The sequence below is a fragment of the Streptomyces sp. NPDC041191 genome (genome assembly GCF_055591945.1).
The window spans coordinates 524857-541977 of the sequence record NZ_JBVIZC010000004.1 but is presented as its reverse complement, the minus strand read 5'-3'; the positions used below and the strand labels follow the sequence as shown (position 1 = coordinate 541977).

General features: G+C 74.6%; 17 protein-coding genes. 5 read left to right on the top strand and 12 right to left on the bottom strand.

The window, feature by feature from the left end:
• From ACZ6AQ_RS11190 to ACZ6AQ_RS11175, 4 genes are all read right to left on the bottom strand, one after another.
• Positions 1–410 (bottom strand): hypothetical protein (locus ACZ6AQ_RS11190; protein WP_468759240.1); only part of this gene is annotated, 410 nt, incomplete at its 3' end.
• A gap of 290 nt (positions 411–700) precedes the next feature.
• Positions 701–1357, bottom strand: a complete 657-nt coding sequence (locus ACZ6AQ_RS11185) for a response regulator (RefSeq protein ID WP_468759238.1) — start codon at positions 1355–1357, stop codon at positions 701–703.
• Complete coding sequence (locus ACZ6AQ_RS11180) at positions 1354–2310, bottom strand: HAMP domain-containing sensor histidine kinase (RefSeq protein WP_468759236.1); 957 nt, start codon at positions 2308–2310, stop codon at positions 1354–1356. Before ACZ6AQ_RS11180 ends, ACZ6AQ_RS11185 begins: the two co-directional genes overlap by 4 nt.
• Before the next feature lie 296 nt (positions 2311–2606).
• Complete coding sequence (locus ACZ6AQ_RS11175) at positions 2607–2897, bottom strand: hypothetical protein (protein ID WP_468759235.1); 291 nt, start codon at positions 2895–2897, stop codon at positions 2607–2609.
• Positions 2898–3095: 198 nt separating this feature from the next.
• On the opposite strand from ACZ6AQ_RS11175, the gene ACZ6AQ_RS11170 reads away from it, so the two are divergent.
• From ACZ6AQ_RS11170 to ACZ6AQ_RS11160, 3 genes are all read left to right on the top strand, one after another.
• On the top strand, positions 3096–4319 hold the full coding sequence (locus tag ACZ6AQ_RS11170; RefSeq protein ID WP_468759233.1) for an ROK family protein: 1224 nt from the start codon (positions 3096–3098) through the stop codon (positions 4317–4319).
• A gap of 269 nt (positions 4320–4588) precedes the next feature.
• Positions 4589–5362 carry an SAM-dependent methyltransferase gene (locus ACZ6AQ_RS11165; RefSeq protein WP_468759231.1) on the top strand — a complete coding sequence of 258 codons (774 nt, stop codon included), beginning with the start codon at positions 4589–4591 and terminating at the stop codon, positions 5360–5362.
• A gap of 277 nt (positions 5363–5639) precedes the next feature.
• The gene (locus tag ACZ6AQ_RS11160) at positions 5640–5927 is read left to right on the top strand and encodes an SHOCT domain-containing protein (protein WP_468759229.1); all 288 of its coding nucleotides are present in this window, start codon (positions 5640–5642) and stop codon (positions 5925–5927) included.
• 78 nt (positions 5928–6005) lie between these two features.
• Here the strand turns inward: ACZ6AQ_RS11160 and ACZ6AQ_RS11155 are convergent, their stop codons facing one another.
• The gene (locus ACZ6AQ_RS11155; RefSeq protein ID WP_468759228.1) at positions 6006–6650 is read right to left on the bottom strand and encodes an ATP-binding protein; all 645 of its coding nucleotides are present in this window, start codon (positions 6648–6650) and stop codon (positions 6006–6008) included.
• Positions 6651–6846: 196 nt separating this feature from the next.
• On the bottom strand, positions 6847–7158 hold the full coding sequence (locus ACZ6AQ_RS11150) for a hypothetical protein (RefSeq protein WP_388689968.1): 312 nt from the start codon (positions 7156–7158) through the stop codon (positions 6847–6849).
• 186 nt (positions 7159–7344) lie between these two features.
• Here ACZ6AQ_RS11150 and cds1 point away from each other — a divergent pair, with 186 nt between their 5' ends.
• Entirely contained in the window at positions 7345–8508 is a 1164-nt protein-coding gene (gene cds1 / locus ACZ6AQ_RS11145) for an L-cysteine desulfhydrase Cds1 (RefSeq protein WP_468759226.1), read from the top strand.
• On the opposite strand, the gene ACZ6AQ_RS11140 is transcribed toward cds1, so the two are convergent.
• The 3 genes from ACZ6AQ_RS11140 to ACZ6AQ_RS11130 all read right to left on the bottom strand — a co-directional run bounded on the left by ACZ6AQ_RS11140 (position 8468) and on the right by ACZ6AQ_RS11130 (position 10323).
• Entirely contained in the window at positions 8468–8968 is a 501-nt protein-coding gene (locus ACZ6AQ_RS11140) for an SRPBCC family protein (RefSeq protein ID WP_468759225.1), read from the bottom strand. The genes cds1 and ACZ6AQ_RS11140 overlap by 41 nt on opposite strands.
• Positions 8969–9061: 93 nt before the next feature.
• Positions 9062–9502, bottom strand: a complete 441-nt coding sequence (locus tag ACZ6AQ_RS11135) for an SRPBCC family protein (protein ID WP_468759223.1) — start codon at positions 9500–9502, stop codon at positions 9062–9064.
• The gene (locus ACZ6AQ_RS11130) at positions 9499–10323 is read right to left on the bottom strand and encodes a DeoR/GlpR family DNA-binding transcription regulator (RefSeq protein WP_468759221.1); all 825 of its coding nucleotides are present in this window, start codon (positions 10321–10323) and stop codon (positions 9499–9501) included. Before ACZ6AQ_RS11130 ends, ACZ6AQ_RS11135 begins: the two co-directional genes overlap by 4 nt.
• 134 nt (positions 10324–10457) lie before the next feature.
• Between ACZ6AQ_RS11130 and ACZ6AQ_RS11125 the strand changes: the two genes are divergently transcribed.
• On the top strand, positions 10458–12863 hold the full coding sequence (locus tag ACZ6AQ_RS11125) for a hypothetical protein (RefSeq protein ID WP_468759219.1): 2406 nt from the start codon (positions 10458–10460) through the stop codon (positions 12861–12863).
• Positions 12864–12924: 61 nt separating this feature from the next.
• Here the strand turns inward: ACZ6AQ_RS11125 and ACZ6AQ_RS11120 are convergent, their stop codons facing one another.
• The 3 genes from ACZ6AQ_RS11120 to ACZ6AQ_RS11110 form a co-directional block, all read right to left on the bottom strand.
• Positions 12925–15354: a right-handed parallel beta-helix repeat-containing protein gene (locus ACZ6AQ_RS11120; protein WP_468759218.1), complete on the bottom strand. Its 2430-nt coding sequence runs from the start codon at positions 15352–15354 to the stop codon at positions 12925–12927.
• Positions 15355–15522: 168 nt separating this feature from the next.
• A complete protein-coding gene (locus ACZ6AQ_RS11115) occupies positions 15523–16131 on the bottom strand; it encodes an Rv1733c family protein (RefSeq protein ID WP_468759216.1) in 609 nt (202 codons plus the stop codon).
• 113 nt (positions 16132–16244) lie between these two features.
• Positions 16245–17069 (bottom strand): MOSC domain-containing protein, encoded by an 825-nt coding sequence (locus tag ACZ6AQ_RS11110; RefSeq protein WP_468759214.1) that lies wholly within the window; start codon positions 17067–17069, stop codon positions 16245–16247.
• Positions 17070–17121: the final 52 nt, after the last annotated feature.

Sequence of the window (17121 nt, the reverse complement as noted above, 5' to 3'; positions counted from 1 at the left end):
AGCGTCACCAGATCGGTGGCCGGCGCGGCCTGGGCCGCACGCAGGGAGGACGCCTTGGCACCGGCCTTCCCCGCCAGCCTCAGCCCGGCCGGATGGGCCCTGGACACGACCGAACCGTCCGGCTGGGCGGCCAGCGCGACATCGACATTGCGCCAGGCGCCCGTGGCGGCATCCTGGAAACGTATCGGCCCGGCCGCCAGCTCGGTAGTGAGCGAGCCGTTCGGATTGACCCAGGTCGTCGAGGTCTCGGTGCGTTCCGACAGGGCCTCGACCCGGCTGCCGGACAGCCGTGCCGTGACGCGGGCCGAGGGGATGTCGGCGGCCGTAGTCGCGACGGGCTGCTCCTGCGGCTGCGTGGAGGGCCGCTCGACGGGCGCGGCGACGGCCGCGTCCACTGTCGAGACGGCCATCAGCAGTGCGATTCCTGCAGCGGCCACGCGTATGCCTGGCCGCTGGTCGAACCCGGGCCGTTCGCGGAATCCTGATGTGGATCCCGGTTCGGGGATTCTCACATTTCTCCCTAGGGGTGTTGCGGTGGTGACTGCGCTACAAAGCCGGGGGGCTCTGTCGCAAAGCCCAGACCGTGAGGGCCTGGGCGGCTCATGGGGGGGGCGCCGTCATGGCTTGGTGACCAGTCCCCGGGCATGACGGACCGCCCGCTTCGTGGTCGCTGCGGGACGAGGCTGGTGCGGTGCCGAAACTACGGTTCGATGAGCCCGGTCCTGATGGCGTAGCGCGTGAGCGCGACGCGGTCGCGGAGGCCGAGCTTCTGCAGGAGATTGGCCCGGTGGCGCTCGACCGTCTTGACGCTGATGACCAGCATGTCGCCGATCTCCTTCGAGCTGTGGCCTTCTGCGACGAGCTTGAGGATCTGCTCCTCGCGGTCGGTGATCACCCGCTCCGGGAGGGCCCGGCCTTCTTCCGTGCGGTCGAGATACTGGCGGATCAGCGTGCTCTCGACCCCGGGGTAGAGGAACGGCTCGTCGCGCATCGCGGCGCGACACGCTTCCACCAGGTCCCGGTCCGCGACGGACTTCAGTACGTAGCCGCAGGCTCCCGCCCGCAGAGCCTCGAAGAAGTACTGGTCGTTGTCGTACATGGTCAGGATCAGGATGCGTAGGTCCGGTCGGACACGGGAAAGTTCGCGCGCGGCCTGCAGCCCTGTCATCCGCGGCATGGCGATGTCGAGAACCGCCAGGTCGACGGGGACCTTCTGCGCGACGGCGACGGCCTCCGCACCGTCACCGACCTCTGCCACCACGCGCAGATCGGGCTCGGAGTCGAGGATCATCCGTACGCCACGACGCACCAGGGCGTGATCGTCGGCGAGCAGAATCCTCCTGGGCCGGTCGGTCACTGTCCCGCCTCCGCTCTCACGGGTGCCAGCAGGTGAACGGACGTGCCGCCGTCGGGGCCGGCCCGAAGGGCGAACTGTGCCCCGATCAGGAGGGCACGTTCACGCATGCCGTGGATCCCGGCTCCCTCCGCGGCGCCGTCGCGACCGCGCCCGTTGTCGCTGATCACCAGCTCCACACCCCCCGAGGCTCCGTGCCGCAGCTCCACGTCGACGCGGTCGGCCCCCGAGTGACGCGCCGCATTGGTCAGGGCTTCCTGTGCCACCCGGTAGATCACCAGCTCGGCCTCCTGTGTCAGGGCCGGAAGCCCTGGCTCACAGCGGTGGTCGACCCTGATTCCGGTAGTGGTGAAGTCCGCCGCCAAGGCCCGGAGGGCACTCGTCAGCCCAAGGTCCTCAAGTACCCCGGGGCGCAGTCGGCGAGCGATACGCCTCAGTTCGTCCAGACTCTCCCTGGTCGTCTCCTGCGCCGACCGAAGGTCGTCCCGTAGCTCCACCGGGGCTCGGTCCGCCAGCCACTTCAACTGGAGCAGGACGGCGGTGAGAGCTTGGCCGACCTCATCGTGGAGTTCCCGTGCGAGATGTCTCCGCTCGGCCTCCTGCGCTGCTGTGACGCGGGCGCTGCTGGTGGCCCGTTCGCTCTCCAGCCGGTCCAGCATCGCGTTGAACGTGCGCACCAGCTCAGCCATTTCGTGCTGCCCCGTGGCCTTCGGCCGCGTGCCGGGGTTCAGAAGATCCGCCCCCGTCATCGCGAGGGACAGCCGCTTGAGCGGAGCCAGCCCGTACCGGAAGAGAAGACCATTGGCCGCGAGCATGGTCAGCACCCCGGCGATTATCACGACGGCTTCGTCGAAGAGAACCGGGGAGGAGACGGTGACCCACGGACTCAGCAGAAGCGCGGTGGCCACAACGAGGAGGGAGGCATTCATCAGGAAGATCCGCCAGAACAACGACACTGCGAACCTCCCCCCTCGGCTTCCTTGCGTCCTGCGTCCATCCGCTCAACGCACCCCAGCGTTGGCGAGTGTCACGACGGTGATCAAGAGGGAGTCTGGACGATCATGCTCGGACCGTCCATACATGCTGGCACCCATCTTCCACCCACCGGGAAGCGCGCAGGTGGCTGAGCGGATCGATCACTTCTGCGGCACCCCGACATTACCGTCACATGCCGCAGCGCCTGGTGAACCGGTCGGATTCCGGCCTGCGGGTGTTCCACCGGCTTGACGCACCGGACAGCGACGGCGGCGTGTCACCGCCCCCCCCGCGGGAGTGGACGACGCGGGCGTGCGCCGGCGGCTCGCTGCTGCGGCGGGGTGGTACGCAGGGCGGCCCCGGCCTCGGCCTTCTTGACGGGCTCGCTCTTGTGCCGGGCCCGCGGACATCCGCGCTGAAGACCGGGCGCCTCTCCCGGGCGGCGACCGGTCAGGAGGGTGAGGAGGATCAAACCCGCGGCGGACAGCGTCCGTACCGGCAGGGCGGCGAGGACGTCGTCGGTGAAGTCCTCGACGAAACGTGCCGCCCGGAGCACGATCGTCGTCATCGCGACCTCCTGGACGCGCGGAGTGCCGTTCTTCCGGTCCCGCGCCGACTTTCCCCGCAGGATCCGCGAGTCCCTGCCGCCCCGGGGCGCCCCCTCCGGCGCCCTCTCGGGCCGCGGAGGCGAGCCCGGGGGCGCGAGGGCGCATCTACCGGGGCCGCAGGGGAGGGGGCGCCGCCCGATCATGGGAGACTCGCCCCCATGAACGGCAAGGCGACGACGAACCGGACACGGCTGGACAGGGGGCGCAACGCACTCGGCCCCGCCCTCGAGCTGGTGCACACCGGCAGGGCGCCGACCCGGGCCGTCCTCACCGCCGAACTCGGCGTCACCCGCGCCACGGCCGGCGCCGTCGCCGCCGAGCTGGAGGCCCTCGGCCTCATCCGGGTCGACTCCAACCCCACCGCGGCCGGTTCCCAGGGGCGTCCCTCGCACCGGCTCGCCGTCGACGAGAAGGGCCCCGTCGTCCTCGCGGCCCAGGTCCACCCGGACGGCTTCCGGGCCGCGCTCGTCGGCCTCGGCGGCGCGATCGTCGCCACGGCCCCCGGGTGCGTCACCGTCTCCGCCGACCCCGCCCAGGTCCTCGGCGCCGTGGTCGGGGCCGGAGCCTCCCTGCTCCGCGAGAGCGGCCGCCGCTGCGTCGGCGCCGGTCTCGCCGTACCCTCCGCCGTGGCCGAACCCGAGGGCACCGCCCTCAACCCGCTCCACCTCGCCTGGCCCGCAGGCGCCCCGGTCCGGCAGATCTTCGCCGAGCGGGTGCGGGAGGCGGGCATCGGGGGCCCCGCCTTCACCGGCAACGACGTGAACCTCGCCGCCCTCGCCGAACACCGCCACGGCGCGGGGCGCGGCGCCCGGGACCTGCTCTGCGTGGCCACCGGCCACCGGGGCGTCGGCGGCGCGCTGGTGCTCGACGGGCGCCTGCACACCGGCAGCGCGGGCCTCGCCCTGGAGGTCGGCCACCTCACGGTGAACCCGGAGGGCCGCCCGTGCCACTGCGGCGGCCGGGGCTGCCTCGACGTCGAGACCGACCCGCTCGCCTTCCTCACGGTCGCGGGCCGCACCCCCGGCCCCGAGGTCTCCCTGCTCCAGCAGTCCCGCGACCTGCTGCGCACCGCTCCCGACGACCCGGGCGTGCGCGTCGCCGTCGGGGAGCTGATCGACCGCCTGGGGCTCGGTCTCGCCGGCCTGGTGAACATCCTCAACCCGGACCGGATCATCCTCGGCGGTCTCCACCGCGAACTCCTCACGGCCGATCCCGAACGCCTGCGCGCGGTCGTCGCCGACCGCAGCCTCTGGGGCCGCAGCGGCGGCGTGCCGATCCTCCCCTGCACCCTCGACCACAACAGCCTCGTCGGCGCCGCCGAACTCGCCTGGCAGCCGGTCCTCGACGACCCCCTGGCGGCCCTGTCCCGCGAAGCGGTCTGAGCGGCCCCACGTGCCCGGGCCCCAGGGGCCGGGGTCCACGTGCCCGGGCCCCACGGAGCAGGGCCCACGTGCCCGGGCCTCACGGACCAGGGCCTACGTGTCCGGGCCCCACGGGCCAGGGCCCACGTGCCCGGGCCCCACGGACCAAGGCCCACGAGCCAGGGCCCCCACCGGTCCGGGACTCGGCACCCGTCCGGGCGGTCACGGCGTCCAGGCCCCGGGTGGAAAACCGGTGGGCCCCCGGAGCCGCGCGGCATAGCGTTCCGCCCATGAATCCTTCCGGCTCCGCTCTTCCCCCGCGCCTCGGCACCCTCACCTTCCACGGCCCGCTCTCCGAGGCCCGCGCCGCCCGCGTCGCCGGGCGCCTCGCCGCCGCCGGGCCCGCCGACGTGCTCGACATCGGCTGCGGCTGGGGGGAAATGCTCCTGCGCGTCCTCGACGCCGTCCCCACCGCCGAGGGGGTCGGGATCGACATCAACACCGAGGACCTGGCCCGCGCCCGCTCCCTCGCCGAGGAGCGCGGGCTCTCCGGTCGTGCGTCCTTCGTCGAGGAGTCGGCGCTCGGCACCGGCCGGGGCCCCGCCGACGCGGTCTTCTGCCTCGGCTCCGGCCAGGCGCTCTGCGATCCCGAGCAGCCGTACGACCCCGCCGTCGTCCTGCGCGAACTCCGCCGGCTCGTCCGTCCCGGCGGACGCGTCGTCCTGGGGGAGGGATTCTGGGAGCGCACCCCCACCGAGACGGAACTGGCCGGGATGTGGCCCGGCGCGCACGCCGGCGACCACCTCTCCCTCGGCGCCCTCGTGGACCTCGCGGTCGAGGCCGGGTTCCGTCCCGCGTGGATCGAGACGGCGAGCGCCGAGGAGTGGGAGGAGTTCGAGTCGGGCTACCGGTACGACACCGAGGTCTGGCTGGCCGCCCACCCCGGCCACCCGCTCGCCGCCGAGACGCGCGAACGCGTCGACCGGCAGCGTTCCAGCTGGCTGAACGGCTACCGGGGCGTCCTCGGCATCGCCTATCTGACCCTCGTGGCCGTGGCCGCCTGACCGGTCCGGACGCCCGGGCCCACGGCACCGGGGCCCTGGGCGCGCGCCTTCACCGGGCGCCGCGCCCACCATCCCTCCCCGCCGGGGCCGCTCCTCCGGCCGGCCCCCGTGACGGTGCCGCGCCCGCCCCCGGGCGCAGGGGCGGAAGGGGAGCCGTACTCCCCGCGCGGTACGCGTGAAGCCGCTGCCGGTACGACGCCCCGGGCCCCCTCCCCGGACGACTCTGGAACCAGGGACATTCCCGAACCAGCCGTACGTACCGAGGAGCTGAACCATCATGGAGACACTCGCCCACGCGGGTCCCGGCCCCTGGACCCTTCTCTTCCCCCTCGTCTGGGCCGTCGCCGTCGTCGGGATCGTCGCCCTCGTCCGCCGTACCGGGCGGTGCCGGGGGAGGGACCTCCGCTCCGGTCGGGAGGGCGGGCCGGACGACCACTCGCCGCTCGCGCTGCTCGGTCACCGGTTCGCCGCCGGTGAGATCGACGAGGACGAGTACTGGCGGCGGCTCAGCGTCCTGGAGGAGCAGTTCGGCCGCCGGAAGGGCGCCGAGGGACGCCGGCCCTGAGGGACCGGTCCCCGCCGATCCGGCGCTTCCCGCCTCCCCGGCCCGGGGCCCTTCGCGCCTCCCCGGCCCGGCGCCTTCTCAGCCCGCCCGGCCCGCCAGGACCGGGCGGGCCGAGGCCACGGCGGGGGCGGGGCTCAGCACCGGATCGGCCGGGGTGCCCAGGGGGACGGCGGGAATCCGCTCGTACCCCGTGAAGGGGCCCTCGGTCGCGGCGCCGTACACGGCCTCCTCGCGCGTCCGGACGGGACCGCCCGGGAGGGGCGCCGCGAGGGTGAACCACACGACCTTCCCGTCCTTCCCGTCGTCCCCGCACGGCCGGACGCCCCAGCTCTCGCTGACCGCGCCGACGAGGGCGAGGCCCCGGCCGGACGTGGCCAGCTCGTCGGCCGGCGGAACGGCCGCCACGGATCCGCCGGCGCCGCCCGGGAAGGGGGAGGCGCCGGAGACCGGCCCGCCGGCCTCCGGCAGACGCGGGTCGTGGTCCCTGACGGAGACCGTGAGGCGGTCGAGCAGCAGCTCGATCTCGACGGTGCACCGCTTGTCCGGCCGGGCGTGCCGGTGGACGTTGGTCAGGAGTTCGGTGACCCCCAGGAGGGCATGGTCGACCAGGGCGTCGAGATGCCAGTGGCGCAGATGCGCGGAGACGATTCTGCGGACCTGTCCGATCCGCTGCGGCAGGGCGTGGAGCTCCACCGCGTAGTACCTGCTCGGTTCGCTGATCACGGCTGCGACTCCCCGAAGTAGTCCGGAAGAAGACGAAGGTTCGGATCTCTCGTGCGTACAGCAGGATGACGACCACAGCGCAGCGTCACCATCCGTAAACCCTCGGTGAGGTGCTTCCAGCGTGGGCCAGGGGTGACCGTCCCGCAACTCACGGCGAGGCGCGCCGGGCCGGGGCCGCTCCGCGCGGCCCCGGTCGTCAGCGCCGTCCGGCCGCTCTCCTGAGCGCCGCGAGGAGGCGTCCCGAGTCCTCCGCCCCGTCCTCGCGGCCGTCCTGGTGCAGCGTCAGCCGGTACCGGGTGCCGTTCACGGTCGCCACCGCCTCGTCCGGGCCCGCGAACCACGGCCGCCCCGCCCGCACCGCCGTCACCGGGGCGCTGTCGATCTCGCTGCCGTAACTGGTGAGCAGGGCGAGCCGCCCGTCCTCGATGCGCACCTCGCCCGCGCGCGTCAGTGAACGCAGCCAGCGGGTGATCCCCACGCCCCGCACGCTGAAGTCGGGTTCCGTCATGTCGGTCCGCCCCTTTCTCCCCGTTTCCCCCGGGGTGCCGCTCATAGTGTGCCGGGCCGTCCGCGACCGCACCAGTGGCCCCTCCGCAAGTCTTTCCTATGGAGAGTCAAAGGGAACGTTTGCCCAGGTGGGAGCGGTATCGTCAAGAGCGGGGCACCCAGGGGAAGCGACCGAGGAGAAGCGCGGATGAACACCGTCGAACGCACTGCCGAGCACCATGCGGACAACCGGCCGGCGAGCGCCGCCACCGCCGCGCCCACCGTCGACGTCGACCGCAGCGATCCCGCGTACCGGACCTGGCTGAAGGAGGCCGTCCGCAAGGTCCAGGCCGACGCCAACCGCTCCGCCGACACCCACCTGCTGCTCTTCCCGCTCCCGGCGGAGTGGGGGATCGACCTCTACCTCAAGGACGAGTCCACCCACCCCACCGGCAGCCTCAAGCACCGTCTCGCCCGCTCCCTCTTCCTCTACGGCCTCTGCAACGGCTGGATCCGGCCGGACCGGCCCGTCATCGAGGCGTCCAGCGGTTCGACCGCCGTCTCCGAGGCGTACTTCGCGAAGCTCGTCGGCGTCCCGTTCATCGCCGTCATGCCCCGCACGACCAGCCCCGAGAAGTGCCGGCTCATCGAGTTCCACGGCGGGCGGTGCCACTTCGTCGACGACTCGCGCACCATGTACGAGGAGGCCGCCGCCCTCGCCGCGCGCACCGGCGGCCACTACATGGACCAGTTCACCTACGCGGAGCGGGCCACCGACTGGCGCGGCAACAACAACATCGCCGAGTCGATGTACCAGCAGCTCCGGCTGGAGCGGTACCCGGAACCGGCCTGGATCGTGGCCACGGCGGGCACCGGCGGCACCTCGGCGACCATCGCCCGCTACGTGCACTACATGCAGCACGACACCCGCGTCTGCGTCGCCGACCCCGAGAACTCCTGCTTCTTCGACGGCTGGACCCACCACGACCCGCACGCCACCGCCGACTGCGGCTCCCGCATCGAGGGCATCGGCCGCCCCCGCATGGAACCGAGCTTCGTGCCCGGGGCCGTCGACCGCATGATGAAGGTGCCCGACGCGGCCAGCGTCGCCGCCGTCCGGGCCCTGGAGGCCGCCATCGGCCGCAAGGCGGGCGGCTCCACCGGCACCGGCCTGTGGAGCGCCTTCAAGATCGTGGCGGAGATGGTCGCGCAGGGGCGTTCCGGCAGCGTCGTCACCCTGATCTGCGACCCGGGCGACCGCTACCTCGACAAGTACTACTCCGACGACTGGCTGGCCGCCCAGGGGCTCGACATCGCCCCGTACGCCGCCGTCATCGAGCGCTTCCTGGAGACGGGGGCCTGGCCGGAGTGAGCCGCCGGTCGAGCCGGCGCGCCGCGCCCCGGAAGGACAGCCCCAGGCCCGGCCCCGCGAGACGCAGCGCGAGCCGGAACGGGGCCGGGCCGTCGGCGGCCACCGTCCACCGCAACAGGGTGCCCCGCCCGGCGGGGGAGAGGGCCCACTCCTCCGCCATGGCCGTCACGCCCGGGGCGTTCGTCGCGTCGACCCGGTACGCGTGGAGGGCCCCCGGCTCGGAGGCCAGGACCGTCTCCTCGAAGGAGATCCCGACCCGCAGCCGGACCGTACGGCCCGCCCCCTCGTCCCGGGGGACGGCGGAGGAGACGGCGGTGAACCAGGAGGGCGTGCTGCCCGTCTCCACGGCCAGCGACCGGTGGACCGCCCGGGGCGGCGCGGCCAGCGTCGCCGTGAAGGCCAGGCGTACGGGGGCGGACGCGGTGAAGTCGAGCTCCACCGGCCTCAGTCGGCGTGTCATGGACCGAACCTCCCGACGGGTGCGAGCGGAAGAAGCACCCTAACTGACGGCCCGTCAACGGCACAGGGCGCGGACGGGGACGAGACGCGTCCCTCACCCCTCCCGCAGCAGCCCGTCCAGCGCCCGGCCGAACAGGAACCGCCCCGCCCGCGCCAGCACCGGATCGAGCACCCCCGGCACCCCCCGCACCGACAACTCCTCCGTCCACACCACGCGGCAGCCGCCGCCGGGCGCCTCCGCCACCTCGATCAGCGCCCAGCCCCGCACGACCCGGCCGGACTTCTCCAGACGGCACGCGCCGGGCCGGCCCACCGCCGGCGGCTCCCAGCGGACGACCTCCATCGGATCGTCGAAGGACAGCCGCCCGATCCCCGTCCGGGCGGTGAACCGGGTGCCCGGCCCGTTCGGCCCCGGCGTCAGCACCCTCGTCCGGGTCAGCGGCACCCGGCGTCCGTGCGCCGGCCAGTCCGTGAGCCGCCGCCACACCTCCTCCGGCGCCGACGGCACCGTCCGCTCGACCCGGAAGGCCCTCACGCCCGCTCCCCGTCCGCCACCACGAGCCCCGGCAGACGCTCCGCCACCTCGGCCCGCACCTCCTCCGGCAGCCCCCGGTCCGTCACCCAGGTGTCCACCTCGTCCAGCGAGGCGAACGAACTCAGCCCCACCGTCCCCCACTTGGTGTGGTCCGCGACCACCACCACCCGGCGCGCCGCACGCATCAGGCAGGTGTTCGTCTCCGCCTCCGCCAGATTCGGCGTCGAGAGACCGGCCTCCGCCGAGATCCCGTGCACCCCCAGGAAGAGCAGGTCGAAGTGGAGCGAGCGGACCGTCCGGTCCGCCACCGGGCCCACCAGCGCGTCGGACGGCGTGCGCACCCCGCCCGTCAGGACGACCGTCGCCTCCCCGCCCCGCGGCTCGCCGTCCCCCGTCCGCCGCCCCTCGTGGAACACGTCCGCGACCCGCACCGAGTTGGTCACCACCGTCAGGTCCGGCACGTCGAGCAGGTGCCGGGCCAGCGCGTAGGTCGTCGTCCCCCCGGACAGGGCGAGCGCCGTACCCGGCGTCACCAGGGCCGCCGCCGTCCGGGCGATCTCGTCCTTGGCGCCCGGTTCGAGCACCGACTTGGCCTCGAAGCCCGGCTCGTGCGTGCTCGCCCCGTCGACCGGGACGGCCCCGCCGTGCACCTTCGCCAGCACGCCCTGGCGGGCCAGCGCGTCCAGGTCGCGACGGATCGTCATGTCCGAGACGCCCAGGCGCCGGGTCAGCTCGTTGACCCGTACGCCGCCGCGCCGCCGCACCTCGTCGAGGATCAGGGCGCGGCGCTGCTCCGCGAGGAGGTTCTGGTTGTCAGTCACCGCCGGGACCGGTCCTTCCGCAGAAGACGAGGGAACGAGAGTGAATTTCGGCGAGAGGCCGTGCGCGGCCGCACGGCCGTCCGCGATCCTGTCCCCGACGTCGCATCTTCCCACTCCGAGAGGAAGTCCCCCCAGTGCCCCCTGCCACACCCGCCCCGGAGAGCGGGGACGCGGCACTCGAACTCCTCGTCCACGGTGTCGGCGGAACCACCCCCCAGGACATGCTCGACGACCCCAGGACCGTACGGATCACCGGCGACCGGACCGCCGCCGTGTACCGGCGCGCCGAGGACGCCGACGCCGAGGACCACCCCGGTCGGTACCACGGACGCCCGGTCCCGGAGGCGTACTGCTGGTCCAACCTGACCTCGGGCGACGGCACCCGCGCCCTCTGGCTGCTGCTCCTGCCCTTCATGGTCGCCAACCTCGCGCACTGGATGCGCCCGCCCGGCCGGGACGGATCGGGACCCGTCCGGTTCTACGGGGTCCTCGTCCGGCTCCTCGCCCTCACCCTCACCGTCCTGCTCACCGCCGCCGCCTGCGAGGTCGCCCTCGACCTGACGGCCTGGCAGTGCGCCGCCGCCCCCGCCTGCACCGACAACGCCGCCTGGCTGGAGTTCCTCTCCGCCGGGCGCGCCGGCTGGTGGTCCCCGCCCGGCCGCCGCCTCGCCCTCGCCGCCCTCGTGCCGACCGCCCTCGTCGGCCTGCTCTGGTACCTGTCCAACCGGACCTGGAGCGCGTACGAGGCCCAGCGCCCGCCCGCCGGCCACGACGCCCCGTCGGCGGAGCCGGCGACCGGCGGGCAGAGGACGCCCGCCGGGTCCCGCGCCGCCCTCGGCCGCCCCGGATTCTGGTACGGCCGCCGTCTCGTCGCCCGCCTCAGGGCCGCCCACACCGCCGCCGGCTTCCTCACCGTCGCCGCCGCCCTCGTCACGGCCGCCGCCCGCCACGACGGCACGGTCCCCGGCGCCGGGGCCGCCCTCGGCCGTGTGCTCCAGGCATCCGTCGCCGCCCTCGGCGCCGTCGTGCTCTGGGTGGTGTGCCGGCGCGGACGCAGCGAACGCCGCCTCGACCTGCGGCTCGAACGCGCCCTGGTGACCTGGCTGCCCACCGCCGCCCTCGCCCTGCTCCTGCTCACCGCCCTGTACGCCGGCTGGTCTCGCCCCGGCTGGACCTCGTCGGGCACCCTCCCCGGCGACACCGTCTTCAGCGCCCTCACCGTCGTCCAGGGCGGCCTCGTCGTCGCCCTCGGCGCGACGGCCCTCCTCGTCCGGCGGTCCTGCCGGGACGCCCGCACCGCCCTGCGCGGACTCGGCGGGCCCGCCGTCGCCATGCTCGCCTGCGCCCTCGCCGGAATCATGTCCGGAGGCGTCGCCCAGCGCGTGGCCGACTGGCTCGACGGACCGGCCACCCCCGGCATGGGCGAACCCGGTCCCCGGATAAGCCCGCCCGTCCTGCTCAGCTGGCAGGCGTCGGTCATCCCCGTCCTGCTCCTGCTGCTCGTCGTGCCCGCCGCCCTGCTCGCCGCGCGGACCGTGCTCGCCGCCCGGCGCCTGCGCTCCGAGGTCGAGGCCGACTACGGGACCGCCGGCGAGAACGACCCGGTCCGTACGGGACGGATCGCGACGTGCAGGGCGCGGGCGGGGCTCACCGACTCCGCGCCCGTCCTCGTCGGCGTCGTCTCCGGCGCCACCCTGCTCCTCGGGGCCGCCTCCGTCGCCGGTGCCTGGGCCAGCGGCAACGTACCCGGCCGGGCCTTCGACGGCGCCCATCCCGCCCTCGCCTCGCTGGCCTCCGCCACCCAGTCCCTCGGCTCCTGGATGATCGGTTTCGGCTTCCTGCTCTTCGTCACCTGGGGCCGCCGCGCCTACCGGGACCCCTCCGCCCGCCGCACCATCGGCATCCTCTGGGACGTCGGCACCTTCTGGCCCCGCGCCGCCCACCCCTTCGCCCCGCCCTGCTACGCCGAGCGCGCGGTCCCCGACCTCACCTGGCGCATGAGCTCCTGGACCCGGCGCACCGGTGGCCGGCTCGTCATCTCCGGACACTCCCAGGGCAGCGTCCTCGCCGCGGCCGCCGTCTGGCAGCTCAGGCCCGCCACCCGCCGCCGGGTCGCCCTGCTCACCTACGGCTCACCCCTGGAGCGGCTCTACGGGCGCTGGTTCCCGGCCTACTTCGGCCCCGACGCGCTGCGCTCCCTGAACCGCACGGTGCACTGCTGGAGCAACCTCCACCGCGCCACGGACCCCATCGGCGGACCCGTCCGGGTCCTCGGCGAGGACGGGCGGCCCGCCGTCGACGCACCGGTCCTGCTCGATCCGGTCGCCTACGGGCGCACCCGCGACCATCCGCTGCCCGAACCGATCCTGGGCCACTCCGACTACCAGGCCGACCCGGCGTTCGCGCGCTGCCGCTCCGCCCTCCTCGACCGGCTGCCGCCCGCCGTGCCCCACCAGCGCGACCCCGGGGAGCCGGCCGGCCGGGAGACGTCCGGCCGGGCGGACCCGGAACGGGGCGGTGCGGCCGGACCACCCGCCTAGGTGTATTGATCACCAGCGTCAACAACGCTCGTGATCAATACACCTGGGGCGGGGCCGGGGCTCAGGGAAGTCCCGGCAGGTCCTCCGGGTGGAGCAGGGTCAGCTCGTCCGTGCTCGGGTCCTCCAGGGCGGCGACCCGGCTCGCGTGCCGCTCCACCATCGACTCGAACGTCTGCCGCGCCGTACGCCCGTTGCCGAAGGCCGGTCCCTTGGGCAGTGCGGTGAAGTAGACGAGCAGCGCCTCGTCCGTCCCCGGGGCCAGCCGGTACTCGTGCTCGTCCGCCTGCTGCCCGACGATCCGCAGCAGCTCCTCCGGCGCGTAGTCGTCGAAGGTGATGGTCCGGGAGAAGCGCGACGCCACCCCCGGGTTCACGGTGAGGAAGCGCTCCATCTCCGCCGTGTACCCGGCGACGATGACCACCACCGCGTCCCGGTGGTCCTCCATCAGCTTCACGAGGGTGTCGATCGCCTCGCGGCCGAAGTCCCGCCCCGAGTCCTCCGGCGAGAGGGCGTACGCCTCGTCGACGAACAGCACCCCGCCGCGCGCCCGGTCGAACGCCTCCTGGGTGCGGATCGCCGTCGACCCGATGTGCTCGCCCACCAGGTCCACCCGGGACACCTCGACCAGGTGCCCGCGCTCCAGGACCCCGAGCGAGGCGAGGATCTCCCCGTACAGCCGCGCCACCGTCGTCTTGCCCGTGCCCGGGTTCCCGGTGAAGACCAGGTGGCGGCGGACCGAGGCCGCCTTCAGGCCGGCCTCCTGGCGCCTGCGCCCCACCTCGATCATGTTGGTCAGGGTCCGCACCTCGTGCTTGACGCTCTCCAGGCCCACCAGGGCGTCCAGTTCGCCGAGCACGTCCTGCGACGAACGGGCCTCCCGGTCGCGCTCCGGCTCCGGAACCGCCGCCGGGGGCCGGGAGGCCGGTACGGAACCGAGCAGCCCGGCCGTCCGCGTGGCGGTCAGGACCGCGCCGCCGGCCGGGGAGGGGCCGGACGCGGAGAAGTCGGGCACGGAGGAGCGGACCGCGCTCTCGTCGCTCGTGCACTCCTCCGCGACCGCGCCCTCCTCCGGGAACTCGTAGCCGCCGCGCGCGCACCGCTCCGTGCGGCACTTGCGCAGGGTCGTCCGGCAGCCGTCCGTCACGTGGAAGCCGTACCCGTCGCTGCCCGTCACCCGGCAGCCGTGGAAGGAGCCGCGCCCCTCCGCCGACACGTAGAAACCGGCCTCGGCGGGCGAGGTGACCGTGCACCGGTCGATGGTGGGGTCGGCGCCCTTGGTGACGATGACCCCGGTCTGCACCGAGTCGATCGCGCAGTTGGCGAGGGTGCCGCCGCTGCCGTGGTCCCGGAACCAGGCGCCCGTGGACGCCTCCCGGATGCGGCAGTCGTCGAGCTGGGCCGTCGCCCCGTCGCTCACCGACACCGCCGTGTTCCGCACCTGCGACAGGTCGCTGTCGACCACGTCCACGCGCGAACCCCGGTCCAGGACGAACAGCGCGTCGGGCACGTCGTGCACCCGGCAGGCGTCGAGGACGGCGGTCGCCCCGTCGCTCACCCACACCGCCGGGTAGTCGCCCGTGCTGTCGTGGATCTCGCACTGGTTGGCGTCCACCCGGGTCCCCGGGTCCCACACCGACAGGCCGTTGCGGCCGAAGCGGCGGACGGTCGACCGGGTGAGCGTCAGGACCGAGCGCGAGCGCAGGTCGACCGCGTTCTCCGGGACGTCGTGGACGTCGCAGTCGGAGAGGGTGAGGACGGCGTCGGTGTCGAGGGTGATGCCGTCCGCCGACGTGCGGTGCACCGAGGAGTCGGTGAGGTGGGCGGTGGCGCGGGACGCGATCTGGAGCCCGGCGCCCTTGATCTCGTACACCTCGCAGCCCACGCCCTCCAGGGCGCTGCCCTCGCCCGTGACGGCGATCCCGGCGCCGGCGGCGTGGTGCACCCGGCAGCGCTCCAGACGCGGGTGCGCCCCGCCCCGCACCGAGACGCCCGCCTGCCCGGCGGCCACCACCTCGCACTCCTCGAACACCCCGCCCGCGCCGTCGAGCACCGCGATGCCGATCCCCGCCGGGTTGTCCACGGTGCAGCGCCGGACGGTGGGCCGTGCGGCCCCCCGCACCTCGATGCCGGCGGCCGAACGGGTCGTGATCCGCAGGTCGAGCAGTTCGGGCGTGCCGTCCTCGACGAGGAGCGCGGGCGCCGCCACGTCCTGCCCCTCGACGTGCAGGTCCCGGAGGGTGACGGAGGCGCGGAGGGTCAGCGGGACGCCGTCCGGGGGAGCGATCCGGACCGGGCCGGCGCCGCCCTCGGGGCCGCGCAGGGTGACGGCCCGCCGCATCACGAGGTTCTCCCGGTAGGTCCCCGGCGCGACGGTGAGCACGTCCCCGTCGCCCGCCGCCTCCAGGGCGGCGGCGAGGGAGGGGTACTCACCCGTGCGGCGCCGCCACCGCGATGTGCCGGTGTGCGTCACCTGGACCGTGCCCTGTGCCATGGGTGTGTCCTGCCCCCGCCTCATGCCTCGCCGCTGATCCGATGCCCCACCGTAGCGCGCGCGACGCCGGGGGGAGGACGGGTCGCGTACCCCCGCCCGTACCGGAAACGCACAGGTGCCCGGGTGCGTCACCGCCGGTCCGGAGCGGTCGGGGCCGGTCGTACCCGGTCAACTGCCGGTGCCGGTGCGGCCCCAGTCGGGACCGGCCGCGGCCCACGCGCGGTCGAGGCGCGCGTACCGCAGCAGCACGAGGCGGCGCATCGCGAGCCGGCGGGCGGTCTCCACCAGGAGACCGGTGAGGAGCGAGGCCATGAACCCCGCGGTGATCGCGTGCGCGCGGGCGGTGGCCGGGTGCATCGGCGGCGCCACCGGACGGCCGTCCCGGTCCGTCCACAGCGCGAAGGTGTCGCCCGGCGCCGCGTGCCGCCGGGCCGTCTCCACCGTCCCCGTGCGGACCGAACCGTCCGGGGCGGTCCAGCGGGCCGTCACCGGGCGGCTCAGCCGCTCCTCCTCGGCGGCCCCGGCGGTCCGGACCACGCGCGGGGGCCCCTCGGCCGCCCCCAGCACCCGGGCCGTCGTCGGCGTCCGCTGCTCCTGCTGGGCGCGGATCGCCCGCTGGAGCGAGCCGTACGCGGACGCCCCGGCGGTCCAGCCGGCCAGGGGCACCGCGACGCAGAGCAGGACGACGGCCGCCAGGGCGACCCACGCCTCGACGAGATCCGTGGTCCGGCGCAGGGGATTGTGCCGCCAGCGCCAGAGTCCGGTGGCTGCGCGCACGTCGGGACCCCCTCGTTGTTCGCCGCTCCTCCAACGAGTGTGCCCCGGAGGCGGGTTCCCCGCCCGCCGGACCGGCCAAGTGTGACGCGGGACCCTCGGCGTACGGGCGGGGCTCAGTCCAGGATCTCGACGGGGTCGCCGACCCGGACCGTGCCGGTGCGCTCGGGGACGAGGTTCTGGCCGAAGAGGACCCGGCCGTCGCTCCTGCGGTGCCGGGCGAGGGTGTGCAGCGGCTCCTTGCCCCGTCCGGCGGTGGACTGGTCCGTCGTGGTGACGACGCACCGCCCCGAGGGCCGGGCGACCCGGAGGACGACCTCCCCGACGGCGATCCGGCGCCAGCCGTCCTCCGCCCAGGGGGCCGTTCCCCCGATCACCAGATTCGGCCGGAACCTGTCCATCGGCAGCGGCCCCTCGCCCGCGTGGTCCCCCCGGGCGATCAGGGAGTTGAGGGCGTCGAGGGAGGCGGTGGTGGTGGCGAGCAGCGGATAGCCGTCCGCGAAGCTCACCGTCTCGCCGGGCCGCGCGTACTCCGGGTCCACCGGGCGCCGGTGTTCGGGCGCGTCCATGTGGACGAGCCCGAAGTCGCCCTCCAGGTACGCCGAGAGCCAGTCGGCGGCGGCGGGCCCGGCCGGCACCGCCTCCACGGTCTGGTCGAAGATGTCCACCGTGACGGTGGCCGAGGGGCGCGGGACCCCGACCGCCAGCGCCGGACGGCCGGGCGCGGACAGGACGATTCCGCCGTCCGGCGCCGGGTCGGCCGAGGCCAGCGCCATCCGGGGGTGACGGCGCTGGGTCACGACCCTGCCCGCCGTGTCGACGACGGCCCAGCGGCGGTCTCCGGCCGGCCCCCAGGGCCGCACCTCGGCCTCCGCGCACGCCAGCGCGCGCATGGCCTTCACCGGGTGGATGTGGACGGAGCGGAGCACGGGAGTCGGCATGGGGTCATCCTGTCAGCCGCCCCGCCCCCGGCGTCGGCCGGTACGGGGAGCC